The organism is Aureliella helgolandensis (assembly GCF_007752135.1).
Taxonomy (GTDB): Bacteria; Planctomycetota; Planctomycetia; order Pirellulales; family Pirellulaceae; genus Aureliella; species Aureliella helgolandensis.
Map to the genome: position 1 here is coordinate 5,245,982 of NZ_CP036298.1, position 23,586 is coordinate 5,269,567.

Sequence of the window (23,586 nt, forward strand, 5' to 3'; positions counted from 1 at the left end):
ATGCCTTATAACACCTTTATCGGCCAGTTTGTGCATTTAGCAACTCGCAGCGTCTCCAACCTTCCGCCCCAGCCCTAGCATTAATACCTTCCGCAGGTCGGCTTATGGCGGAGTATTCCACTTTATGCCTAAGACTGGTCGCGACATTGTCCAGTGCATCATCCGTGCCTAGATCAAGCCTACTACTAAAAAAATTTGGAAGCACTCGCAAAAATTCACTATTTTTGAGGCTTCTGATTGCGCATGGGGCTTCGAATTCCTCATTGGCAAGCCCACCCATGCTGCAAGATCGTCCGCCTCAGGCACACCAAAGCGGTCGATCTGTGCCGCGTCCCAGCACCCCGATTGCTCCACCAAGAAAGCTCGTCATCGCCCTTCAACCCACCGGCAAACCGGGGATCACTCGCGGTGTCCGTGGCAGAATCCACAGAGGCATTTTCAACCACTTTCTCCAGAAAGAACGAAGCGATGCAAGCCCCGCAAGCGATTCGACAAGCCCTCGACATGTCGCTCATGATTTGCATGAGCTACCTCCAGGACCTAGATGACCAAGATCTGCTGCAGCGTCCCCACCCCGATTGCAATCATATCAATTGGCAAATCGGTCATCTCGTCCTTTCGGAAGCGGAGGCCCTTTGCAAACTCGACTCGCAACAGTTCTTTGATTTCCTGCCCGAGCACTCTGCGATGTACGGTCGGCATTCGCAAAAGATCGATCATGCGGAAAGCTTCTGCACCAAGCATGAGCTCAACTCTCGAGCTAAGATCGTGCGAGAAGCATTGCTACAGCTGCTAGAACAGCACACTGATTTGAATGCAGAGTCAGGTGTTGACTATGCGCCGACAGTTGGAGCTCTTCTAAATGTTCAGGCAGCCCACTGGTTAATGCATGCAGGGCAATGGGTGGTGGTCAGACGCCAATTGGGGAAACCCATCATTCTCTGACTGCAAACAAGAAACGGATCGAAAAGCTTTGTAAGCTCTTCGATCCGTTTACGACATTTTAGATGTTAGCCCATTGCCGGCTAGTGTACGCCAACTTGCACCCAGCCGTCGTCGATCTCTAAGCTTCGCACGTTCATGCGCGGAGCATTCGGGAAGGACTTGAGTAGGTCGACGTCTTGAGTTTCAATGCGTTCTTTGAAAACCGAATCAAACTTCTTTTTCAATACCGAACGCAGGGAAGTGTTTCGCAATCCGCCTCCACCGCTGGCGAAATCGGTGGCAACTTCTCCCTGACGTACCAACACCAAATGCCCGTCTTCGAAGACGGGCTGATACTTGGCCGTGATTTTGGATGGGCCATTGATATCGCCGTTCGCCCCCGACATGCTTGAAAAACGCAAGCTAAAGGCAACCGTGTTGTCGTCGAGCTCAATTTCCACAGGCCGAAAGTTGGCGAAGGTAATCGCCCAATCCTCGTTTTCCGCTTCCAACCGAACTTCCTCGGGAACACGTCCCAAGAATTGCATCGCCAAATCATCCACATCACTGCTGCGAATCGTCCGACTGCTGAGCAGAATATCCAGGGCGTTGACGGCGGCCGACTGGTGCGCTTCCACCACAACTGCCGCGTCGGCGGGTTGCGGAATACCACAAGGTCGATCGGCAGCAAGCTGGAAAGACGCGGCCTGTACCCCATTGCCGTGGACGGACGAATCGGTTGAATAAAGTGCTAGAGCTGGCTTGGTCAAACCCAGTCGTACCAATTCAGCACGAGGTTGACGAAAGTTGGACAACCGTACTCCGGCTTCTTGAATCTGCTGGTCTACTTGCTGATCGTATTTGTTGCGAATCCGGTTTTGCAAACGAGATTCGGCAATCGCATCCGCTTGGGGTTTCTGCTGTACGACTTTCTTAGCTGCAATCTTGCGCACGATCTTCAGTTTGTGCTCAATGGCATACACGTGAGTCTGCAGATCGGTAGCAACCGAAGCTGGTCGTGCGCTAATGCCGTTGGGAGTGACGGTAATGTGCTTCGATGCTGATACCGGGGAGACTCCCGTGCTATGCAATTTGACGCCACGGTTGTGTCCAATATTCTGGCTGGTCATGCATGCATTGAGATTCAAACAGAGGGAGACACCTCCCAGCATTTCACGCAGGTCAACGGAAACGTCCCCTGCCAAGCAGGCTTGTCCGATCAATCGTGTGCCGAGCAAACATTCGTTCACCGGCGTTGGCTCAGCCACCGCTCGGTGCACCAAGCGATTTAACGCCGTTTCCGAAGCGTGGACCTGTAGGTTGGGGTAGTTGAATTGATTGCGAATTCGCTGAACGGCTTCCGGCGATTGCTGGCTTTCATGCAAATAGGTCAGCACCAAGCCAATTCCGGCGACCCTGTCGGTCATGCTTCCTTCGGCAGGTGTATCCAACTTAGTGACCAGCTCGTCCAACCGCGTTTGCAGCACTTGCAGCGTGCGATCTGGATTCGCACCATACTTGAGAGCTCGGATGTACCGATCGAGCGACGTCCGCAACTTCAAGAAGTGCGGGTACTCTAGCCCCTCATAATTTTGGCGCATGGTGGTTTCCAGCTCAACCAATTTGGTCAGGCTGGGCTGCTCTGCCGCGATTTCGCTACTGAGAGCCTCCAATCCAAGAAAGCTACTCCAAGCGACGCCGTTAGCCGAGTTGGGAACGATGTAGGCCTGCAGCTGCTCAACCGCTTCCTGCAACTCTGCTTTAGCTGGCTCAACCTGAGGGAGCCGGCTCATATCGAGAGCCCCTTTGGCCTCTTCCAAAATGCTCTGCAGCTCGAGCGTCTGAGACTCAATCGCCGCCGACGCAGCCGCTTTCAGCGCGGGCACCGCCGCAGTCGCGGTAGCAGGCAGAGGCGATACCGTCGGTTCGACGATCGACACATCATTGGTGAGCAGATCGGCTGCCATCACAGCACCCAGATTTCCGCCTACAATGGGCGGGAGTGAACAGCTAACTATGGGAGTTAGAATAAAGCCAGCTAACCACTTCTTCAATTTGCGACGTTCGGTCGACATCCTTAGCCCCTATGCAAAACAAGCCAAAATCCGTAGCCCCAACAGTTTCCACTGCCACGCCTAGTTTGCAATACAGGAATCGTCATTTCCTGCCGATAACACCCAAATTACCGAAACTTTCGTAGTTAACCGCATTTCGGTACCGGACGTTCCGCTGCGAATCGCTCCCCCCTTCTGTCCGCCCTCACTGCCAAACGTAAGCACGCACGCATGCTTCCCACCACAATCATTGGAAAAAAACGCGACGGACAAATTTTGACCGCGGACGAGATACAGTTCATGGTCGCCGGATTAGTCGACGGCTCGATTGCCGATTACCAAGTCGCCGCTTGGGCCATGGCCATTCTCTGCCGCGGCATGAATACCCGAGAAACCGCCGCACTCACCGATTGCATGTTGTCGAGCGGTCAAACCTTGCCCAGATGCTCGGACAAACCGCGCGTCGACAAGCACTCCACCGGTGGCTTGGGCGACAAAGTATCGCTGATTCTAGCCCCACTATTGGCGTGCTTTGACGTGGATGTCCCAATGCTGAGTGGCCGGGGCTTGGGAATCACCGGTGGCACGCTCGACAAACTCGAATCGTACCCCGGCTACCGCTGCGATCTTTCCGAAGTGGAGATCTCCCAACAACTGCAGGCGTTGGGGTGTGTGATCACGGGCACGACTCCGCACATCGCCCCGGCCGATCGCCAGCTGTATCAATTGCGCGATGTAACCGCCACCGTTCCTTCGATCGCCTTGATCACCAGCAGCATCATGTGCAAGAAGTTGGCGGAATCGCTGGACGCGCTGGTGCTGGACGTAAAGTTCGGCTCGGCTGCTTTCATGCAACAGCTCAGCTCGGCTCAAGAGCTCGCTACCAGCCTAACGCAAACTGGCGAACGCCTCGGTCTGCCCACCCGGGCCATCCTCAGCGATATGAATCAACCGTTGGGTCAAATGGTAGGCAACGCGTGTGAAGCCAATGAAGCGGTCGAAGTACTTCAAGGCGGTGGACCTAGCGATGTCCGCGCGCTGACGTTGCGGTTGGGTGGCGAACTGCTGTGCGCGGCCGGATTGCACGCCCACCTCGAGAATGCAATTGCAGAGCTAGCCCAAGAATTGGATTCCGGGCGGCCCTTAGCAAGATTCGCAGCCATGGTCGAGCACCAGCGTGGTGCATTCCGAGAGCGACTCCCACTGGCGGCGTCATCAGTGTTCGCAGCTCCTCACAGCGGTTGGCTACGCGGAGTTGACGGTCAGGGCTTGGGGCAAATTGTGATTGAATTGGGCGGGGGCCGACGCAAGTTGGGCGACCACATCGAGCACAGCGTTGGCTTGAAAGTGCTAGCTCGCGTAGGCGACCAGGTACAACCAGGTCAACCGCTAGCGGTGGTCTACGCGCTCGACGCCACCTCCTCCGCAGAGGCTCACCGGCGGCTGCATCAGGTGTGGGATTGGTCAGACTCGTCCGTTGCCCCCCTGCCGCTATTTGCCCCAGCCAGTCCCCCTAAATCCACCTCTCCCCCCTAACACCCCACTTCGAACGATCTCTCGTGGACCGATCCTGCCGGATCCTGAAGAAAATGCTCAAGACTGGCCATGAATTTTGGCGACAGAGCAGGAGAGTCCTTGACATGATTTTCAATGGTTGATAATTTCTTGCTCTCGCAGCCAAGGAATGTCCCAGCAATCTTTAAGGCAGCGACCGCCACTGAAAAGGGGCACAAACGGGGGATTAGCTCAGTTGGGAGAGCGATTGCATGGCATGCAATAGGTCATCGGTTCAAGTCCGTTATCCTCCACTTTGAAAACGAATAAGCCGCTGAGCAGTTATGGTCAGCGGCTTTTTTCGTGTCCTGCAGCAGCTCCTCCAAGTCCAGCCCCATGTTGGCTTTGCCGGTCGCAGTTGCCGAAGCTCGCAGTGGAAGCAGTGGAATAGAAATCCTGCGTCAGCATGCAAGCAGGGCCGAGATCCAAACCTTCAAGTCGAAGGATCTGCTACCGTTCAGAAGTGCACTTGCGCAGGAACTCTCTCAACCACTCCTGCATAGCACTTAAATCCAGAAGTCAAATGCTGCAGGGCTACCGGCAAGCCCTGTCGATCCTTGCGTGGTACTACTGACCGGAGTCACTTGGGCTCGAGTCTTCGGTGGTGGCCTGTTCCTCCCACGCCCCCCACATCGGAAGTTTTCTTGCAGAGACGTTGAGTCAGAAAAGCGGTCGAGCCAGACGCCCCTCCAATGCTACCGACATCTCCATCTTCCCGGCTCCATCTTCCCGGCTAGCAGACTAACCACGCATGACGCGAGCCGCCCCCACCGACAATTGCCTTCCCCCTCGGTCCGCTCCCTCCTCGACACACACTGTCCCCAAGCCCTCCGAGTAGAATGGGCCCCCGGCCCGTTTGCCACTCACCGGTACCCTCCCCCTCCAAATCAGCCTCGGCCGGCACACTCGTCCGCGTGCACTGTCCCCAAGCTCCCGCCCTCGCCCTTCGAGTAGAATGGGCCCCCGGCCCGTTTGCCACTCACCGGTCCCTCCCCCTCCAAATCAGCCCTGGCCGGTACACTCGTCCGCGTGCTCTGTCCCCAAGCTCTCCCCGTCCCCAAGCTCTCCCCGATGTGGCGGAACGCGACATGATGCTGTCGGATTCACCTGCCGCCGCACGGGATGCATTCGTCGAGATCGGGATGCTGATTGCCGATCTAACGCACACACCAAACGTCGGTCCTGCAAGTAGTGGCAATCATACTCGACTGGTTAGAGCAGCTGCGAATCGTGCTTCGTTTCGATTTGGCCGATGGGTCTCACTGGCGGCAGGTCTGCTATTGGCGGTCGTGGTAGGGGCCTGGTTGTCGACGGAGCAGAGGCCGTCTTTGGGACGGCTTGATTCGTTGTCGAATTGCTTGTGGCGAGCGGAAACGGCACAGGCTCGCGACGGCGGACGGATCGAGATTGGGCATTTCCGCCTCGCCGAGGGGATCGCCACCATCCGGTTTGATAACGGTGCTAGAGTTGAGCTGGAAGGTTCATCGCACCTGGCAGTGCTCGCGGAGGATCACTGTCAATTACACAGGGACAGTGCCGGGGGGACAGAGCATTTTCAAGGAAGGTGAGCTACAGCTGACTCAGCTAGCATTAACACGATTCCACTCGATCTAGGCAGGACGCTTCCCGAGCGCGTGCTAACAAGGTGGCCTGTCCCCATTCACCCATTCACCCATTCACCCATTCACGCCGACGGCGACGAGTGGCACCGATTCCAGCTACACCTGCACCAATGCCGAACAAGGCGAGGGTGGAGGGTTCGGGGACAGCGGCCGTAGAGCTGTACGTGAGTGTGTCTATCTCAAGGGTGTTTCCAAGATTGTCGCCGGCTGCAAGCAGGGTCGTGATGCCTCCGCCTGATACGCTGAGGGTATTCCTCGTCGCACGCAGATTCTGTCCACCGAACGAGTCAAAGCCAATCTGGTTTCCAGCGCTATCGAATGCAGCAATTGAACCGGGATCCAAACTATCGTTAGGAATTAAGTCAATGGATACGAAATCGGTCGGAGTACTAAAATCGAAACGAAGAATTGATGAGGAGCTCCTTGAAGCAGCTAGAGTATCAACCAATGTCGCCGACGGTGGGTTCGGAAGGCTGTTGAAAAATCCAGTACGTCCGTTGAGTGAGAACTGCTGAGTCCCTGTCGAACCCAAGGCTGACGTAATGTCAGTGGCTCCACTGCCCCTAGTAATCGTTACACCGGTGAAAGCGTATGTCAGACTCGTCCCAGATGCAAACCCATCTGGATCAACGACAATAATTCCCGCCTGCACATGCCCCGCAGCAGCGACCAGCACCGCCACGCACGCCACTCGTTGAATCACCCGCATCATCTTGCTTCACCTTGGTCTAGGTCTAGGAATGTGGCCCGCTCCGAATTGGGGTCGGCAACCGTCACTACTGAGCGGCTCAGTGTTTAGTCCTACGATCAGTAGTTTAGTCCTGCGAGGAGGGTGTCAATAGCCAAAACTTAGCCATCCGAAAGATTTCTCCGCCTCGTCAAACCGCTCCACCAGGGCCGGAAAGTATTGAATTTCGATTAGATGCGAGACGAAACGGCGAAACGCCTAAGTTTTCGGCCTTCTGGCGAGCAATGTTGCACTAATTGTCTTGTCTAATCCAATCTTGACACACTCGCCTACCTTCGCTGTTTTCTCGCCGTGTTTGAAAGAATCAATGAGATCAGCGCCCAGGCCACGAATGAACCTGCCCATCGCCATCGATCTGCGGGTGTCCAGCAAGTCGGAGGATGTAGCCAGTCAAGAGCCGGAACTTCGGCAATGGGAGGCCCAGCGGGAGTGGGAGGCTCGCTGATATCGGGGCCGTTTCAATGACAATACGATGGAGCGGCCCGCCTTCCCCCAGTTGTTGCCGCACGTTCAGGCCGGCGGGGTTTCTGTAGGTTGCTGAGTGGCGACTGGATCGGTCGGGGCGAACCGCCAAGAGACTGACGGCTCTGCTCTAGGAACTAACGGAATTGAACGTGCGGTTGGTCTGCCTGCGTACAGGCCTAAATCTATCACCGGTACCCTCCCCCTCCAAATCAGCCCTGCTCGGCACACTCGTCCGCGTGCTCTATCCCCAAGCTCTCCCTCTGTTGCGCTCTGTCCCCAAGCCACCCGTTCTCGAGCTCTGTCCCCAAGCCACCGTCCGCAAGCCACCTCAAGCTCGCAATGAACAGGGGCATGCGGCACCAAGCAGGACTGCGTACTTCCAGCAACGACAGATCTTGACAGGTCATGTGAAAAGTGGGAATCGTGACGAAATTGCTACTCACAATCCCTGGAGCTATCCGATGAAAATGCGTCTTCGCACGCGCCCACTATTCATTGCTCTGGCTGCGATTCCAATTTTTGCCGTCACGGCGTGCTTCGCAATGCTCTTGCTTGCCGGAAGTTCCGCTGGAGGCACCCTGGCGTCAGGACGCAGCGTCATTACCTACTCTGATGCAATCACCTTGAAATCTGCATTCTCGGCGGATACCGCGACGATCGAAACGGCCGGAAAACAAATCATCGTTAGCCCCACAGCGCTGGTCGTGGATGGAATTTCGGTAGCTGAAATTGACGGCAAGGTCACCGATGTAGAAGTGCATATCAATTCTGGCATCGTTTCCTTTATTGCGGATGGCCGCCCGGTAGCTATAAGCCGTTAGGCAGCATTACTCAATCCACTCTCCTATTCGACAACCGTCCGCCGGAGCAGTGCTGAAGGGCGCCAGCGGAGTTGGTCGGTGAGCGGAAAAGCGAGAACACGCTTAGGACGCGCCAGTATTGATCACTGGCTGCGTATGTCGATCGGAGCAGAGTACGACGAGCAGGTTCTGAACCATCGCAGCCCTTCGTTCATTGTCCAGCTCGACAATATTGTCTTTGGCGAGGTGTTCGAGTGCCATTTGCACCATTCCCACCGCGCCTTCGACAATTTTAGTACGAGCTGCAACCACCGCCTGTGCCTGCTGACGCTGCAACATGGCTGCCGCAATTTCTTGAGCATACGCTAGATGACTAATGCGTGATTCGACGATTTCAATCCCCGCTCGGTCGAGTCGCTCCTGGATATCCTTGCCGAGCTGATCGGAAATTTCCTGGGTACTCCCCCGCAAGGAAACCTCGTGGTCTTCACTGTCATAAGGATACCGCGAGGCCAAGCTGCGTAGCGCCGCTTCACTCTGAACGCCCACGTAATCCTCATAGTCGTCGACCTCGAACAGCGCCTCTGCGGTGTTGACCACTTTCCAAACCACCACTGCAGAAATCTCCACAGGGTTCCCATCTCGGTCGTTCACCTTAGAAGGACGCCCATGCGATCTCCGCTTCTCAGTGAGGACTTTACCAGCGGCATCCTTCGTTTCAGGAGTCGTAGTGGCCCCCGTTTCGAAATTGCGAATTCGCAACGATATTTTGGACTTGGTGTAAAACGGGTTTACCCAATAGAACCCCGATTCGACAACGCTGCCTTTGTAATTTCCGAACAGTAGGAGAACGCGGCCTTGGTTAGGAGCGACGGCAATCAAACCGAACAAGCCAATGAAGCCTCCGAGCATGCAGACAGCAGCGAGCAGCAGGCAGAGCGTCGTGATTCCAGTCGGACGACTATCCGCAAGCGAGACCGTCCAGAAAAACAGCCCAACCGCAAACAGCTTCGACATCAGACAAAGAAACAATGGGATCCAACCCGCCATCGGGCGAAACTTCTTTTCTTGGTGCATTTAACTCTCCTTGAGTTCCTAACGGGTAATTACAAATCCTCGGAATGGGGGTCTGCAACTCGACTTCTATCGGTGCTCTCAGCAGGGCAGGGCACCAGCTGTGCTTGAATGCATTGGGTGCGTCCCGAGAGCGACCGCTCCCCTAGGACTACTGTCCAGCCGCTGCAGCAACCTAGGCTCCATGACGATGCACGCACCACCTCAATGGCCCTCTTACTCTGGCCCGGTTGAGCAGAGAAGCAGGCGCACCGAATTCTGAATACTGCGTGAATAGCTCGCATTCATTTAGAGCAGCACTGCTGCAACCCTTGGATGAGCGGTGCCCAAAAAATCTGCGACCTGGGCTTCACCCAACTTTTGCTAGCTATCTCGCAACACGACTCTCACCATGTGCAGGTCGTCCCGACTGGCTCGCCCACCCCCTCGCCCCTCCAATGTCAAACTATTCCGATTAGGCAGAGTTTGCGGAATTCGCAAAATTTACGGATTGCGCTAATTATCCGGGCAAGTGCTGACGATAACTCTAAACATCCCCAAGTTTGGAATGCTGGGGAGATATGCTGGCGCCCTTCCATTTCGGGCGTTCAGCTCAAACGCCAGTTTTGCTAGGGAAGGCGCGGCAGTGTTACAGCGACTTATTGCCTCAGTTGTAATGATTTTCAGTCTGATGGCTTCGATGCCCGTCATGGGCCAGAGCTATCAAGGTGCGAGCTCTGCTCGTCGACCTCAAGCTGCTCCACGAACGGGAGTTCCAAGCCGGTGGCAGGGAAAACCGAGCGAATCGCGTCCCAGTCGACGTCCCGTGACCACGGCCAGCCATGTATCTGCCGACTACGTGGTGGAAGGCGACATCATCGCTGACGGCGGCGACTACTACGACAGTGGCTGCAGCAGTTGTGGCGGGGGAGGTTGCAGTACTTGCACCTCCGGCGGCGGCCAACTCGGCGAGGGATATTGCGACTCGTGCAATGTCCCCAACCGCTTCTGCATCTGTTTCCCAGCTCACGGTTGGGTTCAGGCTGAATACCTCAACTGGTCACAAGACGGCATGAATCTTCCCGCCCTGGTTTCCACCAGCCCTGATGGAACAGCGCGAGCCAATGCTGGCGTGTTGGGCAACACGGGGTCGATTCTTTACGGTGGCAGCAACAATTACCAAGACGACGACCGCTCTGGCTTCCGCATCCGCTTCGGATTTTGGTTGTCATCCTTCCCTGGTCTGGGCGTAGAGGGAGAATACGTAGGACTTGGCGAAGAAACGGAAAGTTACTACCGCAATTCCGCTGGCAGCCCGATCCTGGCCCGTCCGTTCTTCAACGTCCAAGACGGTCAGAACGACTCCGAATTGGTTGCTTTCCCCGGCGTATTGAATGGCAACATTGGGATTACAACGACTAGCGAATTCAACGGAGCCGCCTTTCGATTCCGTCGCCAACTGTGCTGTTCCAATGGTTGTGCGTACTCCCCACTCGTTTGTCAGACCGTGCCAACCTCCTCTCGCTGGGATGCAACCTTGGGCTATCGCTTCTGGCAACTCGATGAATCGCTCACAGCTACAGAGAATCTAAGGACTACCGGCACCGGTACCACCGACACGTTCGCCATCACCGACCGTTTCGAGACCTTGAATCAGTTCAATGGAGTTGAGCTCGGAGTACTATGGCAAGGCCGCCGCGGCATGTGGTCGTTGGATGGACTGATGCGGTTGGGAATTGGTAACGTCAAGCAGACGGTCAACATCACCGGATCTTCACTCATCAATGAAGGCGGAGTCAGCACAGCTTACAACAGTGGTTTTCTGGCACAACGCAGCAACATTGCAGGCTACTCCCAGGAAAACTTTACGATGGTGCCCGAGCTGGGTGCGACCTTGGGATACCAGATGACCCGCCGCCTCCGCGTCACCGCAGGCTACTCGGCCATCTATTGGGGAAGTGTCGTGCGACCAGGCGATCAAGTTGACCTAGACGTCAACCCTTTACTACTTCCGCCCGAACAAGCCACTCCTGTGGTAGCAAATGGTGCACTCCGACCTCAGTTTCAATTCGTAGAAACCGATTATTGGGTACAAGGTCTGAGCTTCGGTGCCGACTTCCGCTGGTAAGATGGGGAAGAAACGCAGAACATTCCGTCTGAACAGGACGTCAGAGCTCGACCTTCCGGCTACGGTTAGGTCGGGCTTTTTGCATTCAATGACGTTCCACGGAAGGGAGCCTTTCTCCATGACGAATCTACTTGGTCGTCTACTCGCCCGATTGAAGAAACACCGACCCACAGGTTCGCAACGGCGTCGATCGCGAAATCGCACCTTGCGAGTAGAGCCGATGGAAATGCGCCGCTTGCTGGCTGGTGATATCGCCACCATCGGCGGTAATGTTTTCACCGACAACACAGATGACGGTTTTGCGACCGGTACCAATCCTCCCATCGAAGCGGCCACGGTATATCTCTATCGAGATGGTGGAGCGGGGGCAGGCGTGGGGACCTTTGAGAGCTCAGGTGGCACCGCAGCCGGAGACGACATACTACTCGAAACCCTCGCCACCGACGTCAATGGTAACTATGCCTTCACCGGCTTGGCCGCTGGCCGTTACTTCGTGGAACAAGCGCCCGTCGCTGGCAAGCTCCAACGGACTGCAGAAACCGTCAAAGTCGTAGACATCACGTCGACGGACGCGATTGGTGTCTCCACGCAGACCGTAGATTCGTTCAATGACACCCTGGCCGCCTTGGTGGTCAATAGCGGCACCCCCACACTGTCCAACTCTAGCGCCAGCGCGGAAGCGATTACGGGTGAACGCGATTTGGTGGTGAACCACCTCAGTGGTGGAAGCACGATTGCAGCCTCCTTAAATTCCACACTATTGACGGTGGATACAGGCGTGGGAACGACAGGCACGGTCATCCTTTCCTATGATGGCGCCGATGGCGACGCGACCACGCTATCGCACCTCACCGGCGGCGATATTTTGGACCTAACAACCGGGGGCGGATCGGCCTTCCATTTCCTGGTAGGCTCCGAAGCGGGCAACACGTTTGATATTGAAGTTTACTCCGGTGCTGGAAACTTCTCGCAGATCTCCTCTGAGTCACTCCCCATCACCGTCGGAGCCGCTGCTACGGAGGATGTCATCCTCGACTTCAGCTCGTTCACCGTGGGAGCTGGTACTGGCGCCGATTTCACCAATGTCACCGCCATACGCATCCAAATCAATCTAGCTGCTGCAGCGGACGCACAATTTGACTTCTCAGGAATCGTCGCCCCCTTCGTCGCTACTGAGAATTTCGCCAACCTAAATCCAATGGCGATCGGAAACCAAGTCTTCGGTGACGACAACAATAACGGCACCCTAGATGTAGGCGAGAATGGAATCGCTGGTGTCGACCTCGTTCTGTACGAAGACACCAACAGCAACGGAACGCTTGATATCGGCGCGGGAGATACCGTCGTAGGCACGACGCAAACCACAGACGCCAGTGGGAACTATCTCTTCAGCGATTTGCTGCCTGGTGACTATTTCGTAGTCGTTCCAGCGACAGAGTTTGCTGCCAATGGCGATCCTCTATTCAATTTCCTCAGCAGCAGCACTGCTACGTTGCCCAATTCCGTGTTAGCCGATGGGACCAATGTCGGAGCGATATTTGGAGCTAGCGGTGTAGCCTCTGGGATCATCACGTTGGTTGCTGGCGGTGAGCCAACTGCCGATGGCGACGACGCCAATACCAACAGTTTTGTCGACTTTGGCTTTGTGCCCGCCGTCGACCTTGCAGTCACTAAAGTTGCCGTGGCCGAGGATGATCCCACGCCAAGTGATGGCACGGTAAATGCCACCGCCGGTGCTACCGTCACTTACACGATTACCGTGACGAATAACGGACCAGCGGCATCGAATAACGTCGTGATTGTTGATGACCTACCGGACCTCACCCCAAACGCCCTGACCATCGAGTCCGCCACTGCCACAGGGGGCGGCACTGTGACGCAAACGGGCAACTCGGCTGGTGAACTCGAGATCGCCTACGCCACACTCGCGTCAGGCCAGACCGAAACGATCACGGTCGTGGTGCGCGTCCCTGCAGCCGCAGCTGCTGCGACCGCTCAGCGCAACAACGTGAGTGTATCGGGAACCGGCAATGATACCGATTCAAACAACGATACGGCCTTCGCAGACATCGATATCGCTCGGCTAGCGGTACTGACCATTGCGAAGTCGGATACACCCGATCCGGTAGGCGTGGGCAGCACCTTGACCTACACGATTCTAGTTACCAATACGGGCTCGTCGACCGCGACGAATGTCGAGATCTCTGACACACTTCCCGCCGGCTTAACCTTCTCTTCCGTTACCAGCACCGCCGGTACGGCTTCCGAAGCGTCTGGCGTTATCACTGTCGACATTCCAAGTTTAGATGTTGCGGGCACAGCTACCGTCACCGTTGTGACCACCGTTGCGGCTGGCTTCACCGGTTCGACGATTTCCAATAGTGCCACCGCTCAAGCAGACGAAGCGGTTCAAGTTACTTCCACGGCAACGACGGACGTGAATCCGTCCGTCGATCTCGCCATCACCAAAGCCGATGATGTCGACCCGGTCGACCGGGGGGGGCAGGTCGTCTACACGATGGTAGTGACCAACAACGGCCCCAGCGATGCCACGAATGTCGAAGTCGTCGATACGCTTCCGGCAGGAGTCACCTTCGTTTCGGCTACCGGTGGCACCGTTACCGCGCCAACTGGTGGTAGCTCCGATGCAATCATCAACGTAGGCAGCCTAGCATCGGGCGACTCAACCACCGTCACGGTAACTGTGGATGTTGAGCAAGCTGCGGCAGACACATTCACCAATAGTGCCGTGGTACGCTCGACCGAAACCACCGCTGGATTTGACGCGAACACCGCGAACAATACAGCCACGGAAACAACTTCGACGCAACGCACTATCGACCTGGCGGTCACCAAGAGCGACTCAGCCGACCCGGCCATCGCCGGCCAAGCCTTGGTCTATACGATCGTCGTGACGAACAATGGTCCGTCGGACGCGATTGGAGTGAATTTAGCCGACAACTTGCCGGACGGAATTCAAATTAGCTCCGCGACGTCGACTGCTGGAACCGTAACGGTCCCGACCTCGGCACAGGATACCGTGGCGGCGAATAACGACGATTTAACCGTCAACATTGGTGGTCTAGCCTCGGGTGCATCGGCAACGATCACGGTCAATGCAACCGTATTGCCAGATGCTCGCGGCACACTGAGCAACGTGGCAACCGTGTCGACGACAGATACGACGGCGACGGAGACCAACACGGCCAATAACGTCGCTACCGAAACGACAACGCTCAACTCCTCAGTGGATCTCGTAGTCACTAAAAACGATTCCGTTGATCCAGCCCTGGCTGGTAATGCCCTGACGTACACCATTGTTGTAACCAATTCTGGTCCTTCCACAGCAACGAACGTGAATTTGTCAGACGTTCTTCCGAGTGGCGTTAGCTTTACGAGCGTAGCAACCACCCAAGGAAGTGCGAGTCAAGCATCGGGAACCGTGACGGCTCAGTTGGGAACTCTCGCACCGTCCGCTTCGGCCACCATCACACTCATTGTGGGCATCAACGGAGATACTCGAGGCACCTTAACCAATACTGCATCAGCGACGGCGACAGAGACGGAGTCGAATACGGCCAACAACTCCGCTACGGCCACCACAACGGTCAACGGCAGTGTTGATTTGTCGGTTACCAAGACAGACAATATCGACCCCGCAGCGGCTGGAAGCAACGTGCAGTATACAATCGTCGTTACTAACAACGGCCCATCCTCGGCTACGAATGTGGTGATGAGCGATGTATTGCCTGCTGGCATGACCTTTGTTTCAGGCACCTCAACGCTGGGCACCGTAACCAACTCGGGGAATACCGTTACTGGTACCATCGGTACTCTGGCCTCAGGAGCCTCCGCTACGATTACTCTCACCGCTTCAATCAATGCCACAGCAACTGGAACGCTGACCAATACCGCGACGGTCACCGGCACGGAAACGGACACCAATACTTCGAACAATTCAGCCTCGCAAACAACGGCTGTCGCGGTGCCCAAGAGTATTTCAGGTGTGGTCTACGTTGACATGAATCGCAACGGAATCAACGATGCTGGCGACCAGATGTTGCCCGGTGTCACCGTTGTGTTGACCGGCACGGATATTACGAGCGCGACGATCAATCAATCGGCGACGACCGACGCGAACGGGGCTTACATCTTTAGCAACCTGTTGCCTGGCACGTACACCGTCACTCAAACCCAGCCGGCTGGATACCAAGATGGTGCCGCCAATGCCGGTACCGGATCGACCACGACGCCGACGACCTCCGCCAATCAGATCACCAACATCACTTTGGGAACGACCGACGCCGTCGCCTTCGATTTCGGAGACCTCCTGTCGCCACTCAGCAAGCGGCGGTTCCTAGCTTCCTCACAAGTCGGTGATTAGGGCTCGACGCACTTGAGCCTGCGGATTGACGAAAAATCTGCGTCGCTCATCCCATTTAGCTCACCCCATTTAACTCAGGGCGATACCGACCGCCGCCGCTCCTAGCAACGGAGGCGACTTCAACAATACCGCCAGAACCCGTAAACTGCATGCTGTCAGGCCACTACCTGACGGCGTGCAGTTTTTTTTTGGTCTCGTGCAAGGGATACTCCGAAGTGAACCAGCCCTATTTCACTCAGCTTTCCATACCATTAATGGTGGAAGTCGTTGGGCAAGATGCTGCGAAAATTGTCAATAACCTCTGCACCCAAGATATCGCAAAGCTCGGAGACGCAGAGAGTCGCGAATCCTTCGTCACCAACCTGCGTGGTTGGGCCGTTGCCCACGGAGCAATCGCTATCTTGGGAAACAGCGTCTGGATCTTCGGCCAACACTCACGGCCAGAGGCGGTCGCCCAGCACATCGACCGCTATATCATTCGCGAAGATGCGGAAGTTCGGGAGCATTCCAACGATCGTGCACTCTACCTAATCGGACAGCCCTATTCCACGATCCTCGGAGAATCAACGCCAACAGAACTTCCGCTGCCAGGCAACGTAAATCGCTTTGAACTCCCGACAGGAGAAGCAATACTCGAAATACCGATTCGCATGTGGGGCGCAACGTCTGTCGCTTGGATCGTCGAGCAAGCGGCCACCTGTGCGGTCGACGACTTTCTCGTTCAGCATAGTCTTCAACGGCTTTCGAACGAGGAGTGTCGGGCGCTGCAAATTCAGAATTTTTGGCCGCTGGAATCCTGCGAACTACTAGAAAAGACCATCCCTCAGGAGATTGATCGCGACGGACTGGCCATCAGCTTTACGAAGGGGTGCTACTTGGGACAGGAAACGATTGCCCGCTTAGATGCGCGCGGCCAATTGCAAAAGAAGTTAGCATTAATAGAACTCCCTGCGTCGGCGAAAGCAGGGGATGTAATTCTACACGGAGACAAAGAGGTAGGCGTGTTGAGCTCGGTGGCTGGCACTTCGACGAACATCCCACAACCTTTGGGGCTCGCAACACTCAAACGCGGTTCCTTCAATCCAGGCACGGAATTGACTTGCAACGGAGATCGAGCACTCGTCCTAGCTCACGAGCTGACCTAACGCTCGGGGGAGGCTAGCGGAACCACGTTTCCCACCGCATCAAAGGAAACCGATTGGGTAAATGCGCCAGCCAACTCTCGCCTTTGGCCGTTCGCTAGCTGCAATGTTTCGCTGATCAAATTTCCTGTATAGGCGCTTGCCAGTCCAACCACGGAAGTGGTGAATCGTGGATTGATTTCAATCACCGTCCACGAATTCGAGTGGAGGTCGAAGAGCATGTCGACTCCGACCCACCCCATCCCACCGGTTCCGCAGGCACGGAGCGCCGCATCGACCAACCTGCGGGGGGGAATAACTTGGTTCCCCCCCAACGAAATTTCGCCGCCTCGATACTCCCACCCCTGCTCCAACTCTCCAACCGCTTCCAGGTTTTGCGTTGCAGGTGGCAGCCAATGGGCGTTTCCCCGCGCATCGATGATGGCTGAACACCCGAAGGCGGCGCCCGCCAGGCAAGGTTGTACGAGCAGCGGCTCGGGCTGAGCCAACAGCTGTGCGTGGCGTTGCAGCAGCTCGTTTCTGCCCAGCCGCAGCACTCCCTCGCACCCCGCCCCGTCATCGGGCTTGACTATCCACTGAGGCTCGTCCCGGGCAGTTCGGCACAAGTCTTGGGTGCTCTTCAGCCACGCAAGGGTGAGTGCCTGAAGCGGCAGCGTTGGTGGATGGGAAATGCCAGCCTCTGCCAACGCTCGAGCAGTCTTCAATTTGCTGCAAGCCGTACTTAGAAACGGGCCAGAGCAATTCACCAACACGTTGGGCAGCGTCCCGAGTTTCTCTACGGCGGCCTGGAGTGCGCCTCCGCACTCCGGTGCAATCACCACTGCCTGGTCGCACGATTGAGCGATGCTTCGCCAATGCTCCAACAAATCGGACTGGTGACTAGGCTCCAGGAGGACGACGTGGGCAGCCTCCCGCAGCTTGAGCAAAAAACGCGTTTCTTGTAACTCTCTAGAAATTGCAACGTATACTTCATTGCCAGCTTCTGTAAGTTGCTCTACCAAACTGGCCAGCATCGCCATGCCCTCTCTGTGCATGGAGAATGCTTGTAGCTGGTCGCGCGCAGGCAGAGTCGGCGTTTCCCCCCAGGGGTGGATGCTTGTACCGCCGCCGCACATCCATTCTAGCACTGCAATTTTCATATTCGATTCGCCGAATTCGGTTTGCTGGCTTCGTCAGCAGGCCCCAAGCCGGACGCGCCGCCACGCGGTTGACATTAATCATCGGTTGCCCTGAACATTCTGCAGGAGCAATGCCGATTAATCCTGTTGGGCAATTGTGCGCCTGTCGCGACAAAGTGTCGATGGCGGAGCTGCGCGGCGTTCATGGCATAAAACAGGGATGTGGGAGAACGACAGATGACCAATTTGGGGGATGTAACGCTCCGTCTCGAATCTTACCTAGCCAGACTTTCGGACGTCAACCACCGTTGGGAAACCTGGCTCAGTCAGGGGGAACAGGCCATTGTGGCGAGCGATCACGACCGCTTGCAAACCTTGACACCTGAAGCCGAAACTCTGATGCGGGAACTCCAGCAGCTCATCCTTGTTCGGCAGCAATTGTTAGACGAAGCTCAACAAGGCGGCTTGCCCAACAGTGATCTATCGAGTCTCGCGCGACACTTGCCTGCCTGGCAAGCTCCGTCGGCAGCCCTACGTCAGAGCCTCAGGAAGGCCAAGAAACAACTTTCCAATTTGCGGCGTCTCCACGCAGCTACCTGGGTGCTACTGAGCCAATCGGCGCAGTACTACGGTGACATGATGCAGATCCTCATGCAGGGCAGCGCGCGAAAAGACGTCTACCTGCAATCCGCTGGATCCGATACGGGCGGAGGCATGTTGCTCGATACAAGTCTCTAACCACGTTCCGTTGGTTTTGTACCAAGACTAGGCTGTGCCATGTCCCTGTTCTCCACGATTCAACAATCCTCAAATGCACTCCAAGTTTCCCAACTTGGATTGAATGTCGTTGGCAATAATATCGCCAATGCCAACACGCCAGGCTACTTGAGACAGGAGTTGATTCAGTCCAGTGGGCCGGGCATTCGGGTGGGCGGCGTAATCCTGGGATACGGGGTTCGCGCCACCGGCGTTGTTCAGAAAGTGGACGAATACACCGTCGACCGCCTCCGCCAGACCGAAAGCAAACTGGCCAGTAGCGACGCGGTTGGCGAAGTCTATAACAAAATGGAAGCCATTTTCGGAGAGCTTACCGATAGCGATCTCAGCACCCAGCTCAGCGACTTCTCGGCGAGTATCAATGATGTGTTGAATCAACCCGGCAATGACTCTCTCCGCAGGTTAGTGATCGAACGAGGAAGCTCCCTGACCTCTAATATTCGCTCCGTGAGTAACCAGCTTGACAATATCTCAGTAAATCTCAATTCAGAGGTTCGAAGTATTTCCGAAAGCATCAATGCGATCAGCAAGCAAATTGCTGGTTTGAATCAACGCATTGTAGAAGTCGAAGGTGGCCGCAGCAGTGGCAGCGATGCCGTGGGGCTACGGGACGAACGCATCACGGCACTGCAAGAACTCTCCAAACTTGTCGACATCCGCGCCGTCGAACAGGTCAGTGGAGCGGTTTCAGTATTCGTGGGCGGCGAATACCTGGTAGCGGATGGAATTCAACGGCCCGTCGAATATGCACTGCGGACCGACGGCGATGATTCTTACCCGGAAGTGCGTTTGGCCGATACCCAATCACCTCTCAAAGTCTCCGGTGGCAGGCTGCACGGACTCTACCAAGCCCGCGATGGTGCGGTGGGCGATGCCAAGACCAATTTGGACCAGTTCGCCAGAGACCTCATCGAGCAATTCAATCGCATCCATTCGCAGGGCCAGGGGCTGGCTGGCTTCAACTCCGTCACGGCCGCTCATAAGACAGACGACTCCCAAGGACCACTCGACCTGGCGGGATTCCCGCTCGAAATTAAGAACGGCGAGTTTGAAGTTCAAGTGCTCGATACGGCTACAGGCCTTTCCCAAACGCATACCATCCGTGTCAAACTGCAGGGTGGTACCGACGACACCTCCTTGGAAGATGTGCGGACGGCCCTCGATGCAATTTCAGGCCTCAACTCTTCGATCTCAACTGAAGGTGGCTTGCGCATCGAGTCGGATTCCACCAAGCTGCAATTCTCGTTTCAGAACGACAGTTCTGGATTCCTCGCTGCCTCCGGCATCAACACCTTTTTTGTTGGCGATTCGGCGAACTCCATTGGTGTCAATCCGATAGTGGCTGGCAACCCCAGTATGTTTGCGGCTAGCACGACCGGCGTGGGCGCTGCTACCGACAATGCACTGAAACTTGCTCAAGCGTTTGACGAACCGATCGCTGGACTCAACAATCGCTCTATCAAACAGACCTTCGAGAATATTATCGCGACCACCAGCCAAGACATTAGTGTGCAGCAAGGATTGTCGGACGGACTGCGCAATTTCTACCGCACTCTCGAAGGGCAGCATTTGGCTACCTCCGGTGTCAATCTAGATGAAGAAGCGGTCAAGATGATTTTTTACCAACGCGCCTTCCAGGCCAGCAGTCGTCTGATCCAAACCTCCAGTGAATTATTGGACGTCCTCGTCAATCTCTAATTCACGATCGAAGTAGGCTGAGTAGCTTATGACTAACTTCTATCCCGCTCCCAGTGGACGCGCTACTAACCAGCTATCGCAAACGCGTCTGCTGTTTCAAATCAATCATGACCAACTGGCGATACAAGATCTCCAGACTCAATTGAGCACCGGCCGACGGATCTCGAAGGCCAGCCAAGACCCAACTTCCGCCGTAAAAGCCATGGCCGCCCAGCGGCAATTGGAATACAAGTCGCAAATCGGCAGCAATCTACAAAGTGCCGATACAATTTTGTCCGCTACCGAGTCGACGCTCGCGCAAGCTCAGTCGATCATGACTGAAATCAAAGGGCTCACCGTCAGTGCCACCGGCACGACTCTTTCGGACGATGAGAAACAGGCGTTTCAAGCTCAAGTCACTGCAGCCATTGATAAGCTCACAGAGCTTGGAAATGCTAAGTTTCGCGATCAATTCATCTTTGGCGGATCCGCACTGAACGATCCACCGATCAATCCATTGGGTAAGTTGATCCGATTCAACGGCAATGCAGATTCGCTGCAAACCATCTCGGATTATGCTTCTACCATCGCTGCGAATGTGGCCGCGGATGACGCCTTCGGCGTTCGCAGCTCTCGCGTTCAAAGCACCATCGACTTGAATCCCAGCATTGCAGGCAACACTCCCCTAGCAAGCCTTAATCGTGGCGATGGAATACGTAATGGTGCCATCTCGCTCAGCGACGGAGTCGAAGTCTTCCAGCTCGATCTCACATCGGCCTATAACATTTCCGATGTTACCGAAGCGCTCAGTTCGGTGCAGTTGAGTGGCCGCGAACTTCAGGTGACCTTGGACAACAACGGCATCAATATTGAGTACGCCGATGGTCTGGGTGGCCTGCTTCGCGTGTCTGAAGTTGGTTCAGGGAACATGGCGAACGATCTACAGATCAACAACGTCCAAACCGTTGGCTTAAGTCCAGTGGTCGGTGGGGATCTCGATCCAATCGCTACCTCAACCACCCCTTTGAACCAACTGTTCGACGGGGTGGGACTCGGTTCAGGCAGTTTTTCGATCGAACAGGGGGAGGAATCCTACATCGTGTCCACCGTGGGGCTCACGACTGTGGAGGATCTCGTCAATCGCATCAAGTTGTCCGGTGCTAGTGTGGAGGCTGGCTTGGACAGTACGGGTAGATACTTCTCGTTGCAAAGTACCGAGAGCGGCAGCAGTCTTTCCATCGGTGAGAACGGGGGCAATCTGGCGTCTCGACTTGGCCTGAGAACGATGGACCTCGATACAAGATTATCCACGCTCAATAATGAACAAGGAATTTTCGATAACACCGAAGGAGAAGACCTCAGGATCACACGCAATGATGGCACCACCTTTAACGTTGACCTGAGCAACACGCAAACAATCAGCGACGTCCTCTCTCGGATCAACAATCACGTCGACAACGTTAACGCCAGTACGCGCGTCACGGCCGCTCTAGCCACCAACGGCAATGGACTGACATTGACCTCACTGGCAGGCAGCCAACCCATCGAAGTTGCCAATGTAGGCGGTAGCCAGGCGGCCTGGGGCCTCGGCCTGGTCTCTCGGAACGAAGATCAAACCATCGGTTCCGTGGCTGGCACCGTCAACCGGATTGGTGGCAGCGATGTCAGTGGCGTCCAAGTGGAAGGAGTGTTCAACACGCTTCTGCGTCTCCAGCAAGCACTGGAAACAGGCAACAATGAAGACATGTTTCGCATCTCTTCCGCTATGGACGAGGACCTGCAACGCATGTCTTTGGCCAGAGGGTTTGTGGGTACGCGCCAACAATCCATCGATTCCATTAAAGATCTAACGGCGGAACAAACAATTCAGCTCGAGCAAATGCAATCCGATGAACTGGATGCCGATTTAGCCAAAGTCATCTCAGACTTAAACGCCCGGGAAGCAGCCCTCCAAGCCTCCTTGCAGTTGATGGGCAAGACCTCGCAATTGTCGCTATTCGACTACCTCTAGGCGTGTGCGCAATCGATGCGTAATGTACAGTTGCCAAATTCGAGTGCTCGAGAATTCCCGATCGCTGCTATGCGTTCAAGTCCTGCTTCACTGAGAGTCGCATTGTCCAAAGCCGAATGATTCAGCTGAGGCAGCCTCGGCAGAGACTCCACCATAGCATCCGTCACCATAACACCACTTATTCTTAGGCTCTCCACTACTGGGTATAAACGCAGCACTTCGAGATCCCGCACAGTGCGTACGACGAACTGGAGATCCCTTACCTCCCCCAAGAAGTACTCGTCGCCCAAGAGCAGTCGCAGTTAGCCGTTGGTCACCCCGGTAGCCTTCGGCCAAACGCCTCTCGCTTCTGACAGATGTCCTCCAAGATGCCTCTGAGTCGCTACAGCTCGCCTCCTCTGCTGCTCCCGATGCAGATCCACGCAAATCAAGCCCCAAGGAATGGCCAATGCGGTGAGAAGCACCAACACCGTTTGAAGACGAAAGCGAACCACGTATCGTGCCGGATTGCGTTTCGTCATTTGAGCCAGCCTAGTTGCTTGGGAGATTTTAAATACAGCCTGAAACAGTGTTTCCAATAGAGCGTGGCGGCCCTCCAATTGCCAGAGTGAACTCCTGTTCGCTCCCCGGTCCTCCCCAAAAAACCTCATGCTGCAGCAGGCTGGTCGTCATTCTTTGTTGGCTCTCTGGCGCGAGCCGATTTCGAGCAGCTGAAACCACACCATCAATATTGGGAATACCATCAGGAACAGGAAACTTCCAGCCGGCGTTAGTTGTACGACATCTGAGCTTTCCGGAGCCAAGAAATACGCAGCGCTCATGGCAGTAGCCCCGCAAACCCCACAGACGAAAATCAAAGCTTGCATGGCGGGATAGGGAGCGAAGACGTGGCGAAACCTCCAAAGAAATACGCCGCTAGAGCTTGCGATCGCAAAGCATAAAAGCCAAGCCATTCCTAGAAACGAATCTTGTAAAAGAAACACTACGCCACCGACACCCAAGTAGGCGGTTCCGCCGAGTAGCCCACCGAACCAGGCACCAGCATTCCACTGAAAATAGCCAGTCCCCTGTTTGGGAAAAACATCAGTCACGTTGTCGCCTTCTCAACCGAAATTTTAACAAGTCGTGT

At 55.5% G+C, this 23,586-nt stretch carries 16 protein-coding genes and 1 tRNA gene; 12 read left to right on the forward strand and 5 right to left on the reverse strand.

Annotated elements, in window-relative coordinates:
- The first annotated feature begins 468 nt into the window (after nucleotides 1-468).
- A complete protein-coding gene (locus tag Q31a_RS18280) occupies nucleotides 469-945 on the forward strand; it encodes a DinB family protein (protein ID WP_197355383.1) in 477 nt (158 codons plus the stop codon).
- Between the two features lie 80 nt (nucleotides 946-1,025).
- Here the strand turns inward: Q31a_RS18280 and Q31a_RS18285 are convergent, their stop codons facing one another.
- Nucleotides 1,026-2,999: a hypothetical protein gene (locus Q31a_RS18285; RefSeq protein ID WP_145081065.1), complete on the reverse strand. Its 1,974-nt coding sequence runs from the start codon at nucleotides 2,997-2,999 to the stop codon at nucleotides 1,026-1,028.
- A 210-nt stretch (nucleotides 3,000-3,209) separates the two neighbouring features.
- Here Q31a_RS18285 and Q31a_RS18290 point away from each other — a divergent pair, with 210 nt between their 5' ends.
- The 3 genes from Q31a_RS18290 (at nucleotide 3,210) to Q31a_RS18300 (ending at nucleotide 6,100) form a co-directional block, all read left to right on the forward strand.
- Nucleotides 3,210-4,514, forward strand: coding sequence for a thymidine phosphorylase (locus Q31a_RS18290; protein ID WP_145081068.1), 1,305 nt, complete (start codon nucleotides 3,210-3,212; stop codon nucleotides 4,512-4,514).
- A 199-nt stretch (nucleotides 4,515-4,713) separates the two neighbouring features.
- A tRNA-Ala gene (locus Q31a_RS18295) sits at nucleotides 4,714-4,786 on the forward strand.
- Nucleotides 4,787-5,620: 834 nt separating this feature from the next.
- Nucleotides 5,621-6,100 carry a hypothetical protein gene (locus Q31a_RS18300; RefSeq protein WP_145081071.1) on the forward strand — a complete coding sequence of 160 codons (480 nt, stop codon included), beginning with the start codon at nucleotides 5,621-5,623 and terminating at the stop codon, nucleotides 6,098-6,100.
- A 100-nt stretch (nucleotides 6,101-6,200) separates the two neighbouring features.
- Here the strand turns inward: Q31a_RS18300 and Q31a_RS18305 are convergent, their stop codons facing one another.
- A complete protein-coding gene (locus tag Q31a_RS18305) occupies nucleotides 6,201-6,866 on the reverse strand; it encodes a PEP-CTERM sorting domain-containing protein (RefSeq protein WP_145081074.1) in 666 nt (221 codons plus the stop codon).
- Between the two features lie 343 nt (nucleotides 6,867-7,209).
- Between Q31a_RS18305 and Q31a_RS30900 the strand changes: the two genes are divergently transcribed.
- Nucleotides 7,210-7,347, forward strand: coding sequence for a hypothetical protein (locus Q31a_RS30900; protein ID WP_231690822.1), 138 nt, complete (start codon nucleotides 7,210-7,212; stop codon nucleotides 7,345-7,347).
- Nucleotides 7,348-7,510: 163 nt separating this feature from the next.
- The gene (locus tag Q31a_RS18310) at nucleotides 7,511-8,188 is read left to right on the forward strand and encodes a hypothetical protein (protein ID WP_145081077.1); all 678 of its coding nucleotides are present in this window, start codon (nucleotides 7,511-7,513) and stop codon (nucleotides 8,186-8,188) included.
- A gap of 102 nt (nucleotides 8,189-8,290) precedes the next feature.
- Here Q31a_RS18310 and Q31a_RS18315 read toward each other — a convergent pair whose 3' ends face one another.
- On the reverse strand, nucleotides 8,291-9,244 hold the full coding sequence (locus tag Q31a_RS18315; RefSeq protein ID WP_145081080.1) for an SPFH domain-containing protein: 954 nt from the start codon (nucleotides 9,242-9,244) through the stop codon (nucleotides 8,291-8,293).
- A 622-nt stretch (nucleotides 9,245-9,866) separates the two neighbouring features.
- Here Q31a_RS18315 and Q31a_RS18320 point away from each other — a divergent pair.
- From Q31a_RS18320 to ygfZ, 3 genes are all read left to right on the forward strand, one after another.
- Complete coding sequence (locus Q31a_RS18320; RefSeq protein ID WP_197355384.1) at nucleotides 9,867-11,348, forward strand: BBP7 family outer membrane beta-barrel protein; 1,482 nt, start codon at nucleotides 9,867-9,869, stop codon at nucleotides 11,346-11,348.
- A 118-nt stretch (nucleotides 11,349-11,466) separates the two neighbouring features.
- Entirely contained in the window at nucleotides 11,467-15,732 is a 4,266-nt protein-coding gene (locus Q31a_RS18325) for a beta strand repeat-containing protein (RefSeq protein WP_197355385.1), read from the forward strand.
- 215 nt (nucleotides 15,733-15,947) lie between these two features.
- Nucleotides 15,948-16,877, forward strand: coding sequence for a CAF17-like 4Fe-4S cluster assembly/insertion protein YgfZ (gene ygfZ, locus Q31a_RS18330; RefSeq protein ID WP_197355386.1), 930 nt, complete (start codon nucleotides 15,948-15,950; stop codon nucleotides 16,875-16,877).
- Here the strand turns inward: ygfZ and Q31a_RS18335 are convergent.
- On the reverse strand, nucleotides 16,874-18,013 hold the full coding sequence (locus Q31a_RS18335; protein ID WP_145081093.1) for an ATP-grasp domain-containing protein: 1,140 nt from the start codon (nucleotides 18,011-18,013) through the stop codon (nucleotides 16,874-16,876). The genes ygfZ and Q31a_RS18335 overlap by 4 nt on opposite strands.
- A gap of 216 nt (nucleotides 18,014-18,229) precedes the next feature.
- Here Q31a_RS18335 and flgN point away from each other — a divergent pair, with 216 nt between their 5' ends.
- The 3 genes from flgN to Q31a_RS18350 are packed head-to-tail and all read left to right on the forward strand — an operon-like array spanning nucleotide 18,230 to nucleotide 22,457.
- A complete protein-coding gene (flgN, locus tag Q31a_RS18340) occupies nucleotides 18,230-18,730 on the forward strand; it encodes a flagellar export chaperone FlgN (RefSeq protein ID WP_145081096.1) in 501 nt (166 codons plus the stop codon).
- Between the two features lie 39 nt (nucleotides 18,731-18,769).
- Nucleotides 18,770-20,467 carry a flagellar hook-associated protein FlgK gene (gene flgK / locus Q31a_RS18345; RefSeq protein WP_145081099.1) on the forward strand — a complete coding sequence of 566 codons (1,698 nt, stop codon included), beginning with the start codon at nucleotides 18,770-18,772 and terminating at the stop codon, nucleotides 20,465-20,467.
- A 28-nt stretch (nucleotides 20,468-20,495) separates the two neighbouring features.
- Nucleotides 20,496-22,457 (forward strand): flagellin N-terminal helical domain-containing protein, encoded by a 1,962-nt coding sequence (locus tag Q31a_RS18350; RefSeq protein ID WP_145081102.1) that lies wholly within the window; start codon nucleotides 20,496-20,498, stop codon nucleotides 22,455-22,457.
- Nucleotides 22,458-23,125: 668 nt separating this feature from the next.
- Here Q31a_RS18350 and Q31a_RS18355 read toward each other — a convergent pair.
- Complete coding sequence (locus Q31a_RS18355) at nucleotides 23,126-23,548, reverse strand: hypothetical protein (RefSeq protein WP_145081105.1); 423 nt, start codon at nucleotides 23,546-23,548, stop codon at nucleotides 23,126-23,128.
- Nucleotides 23,549-23,586 lie beyond the last annotated feature (38 nt).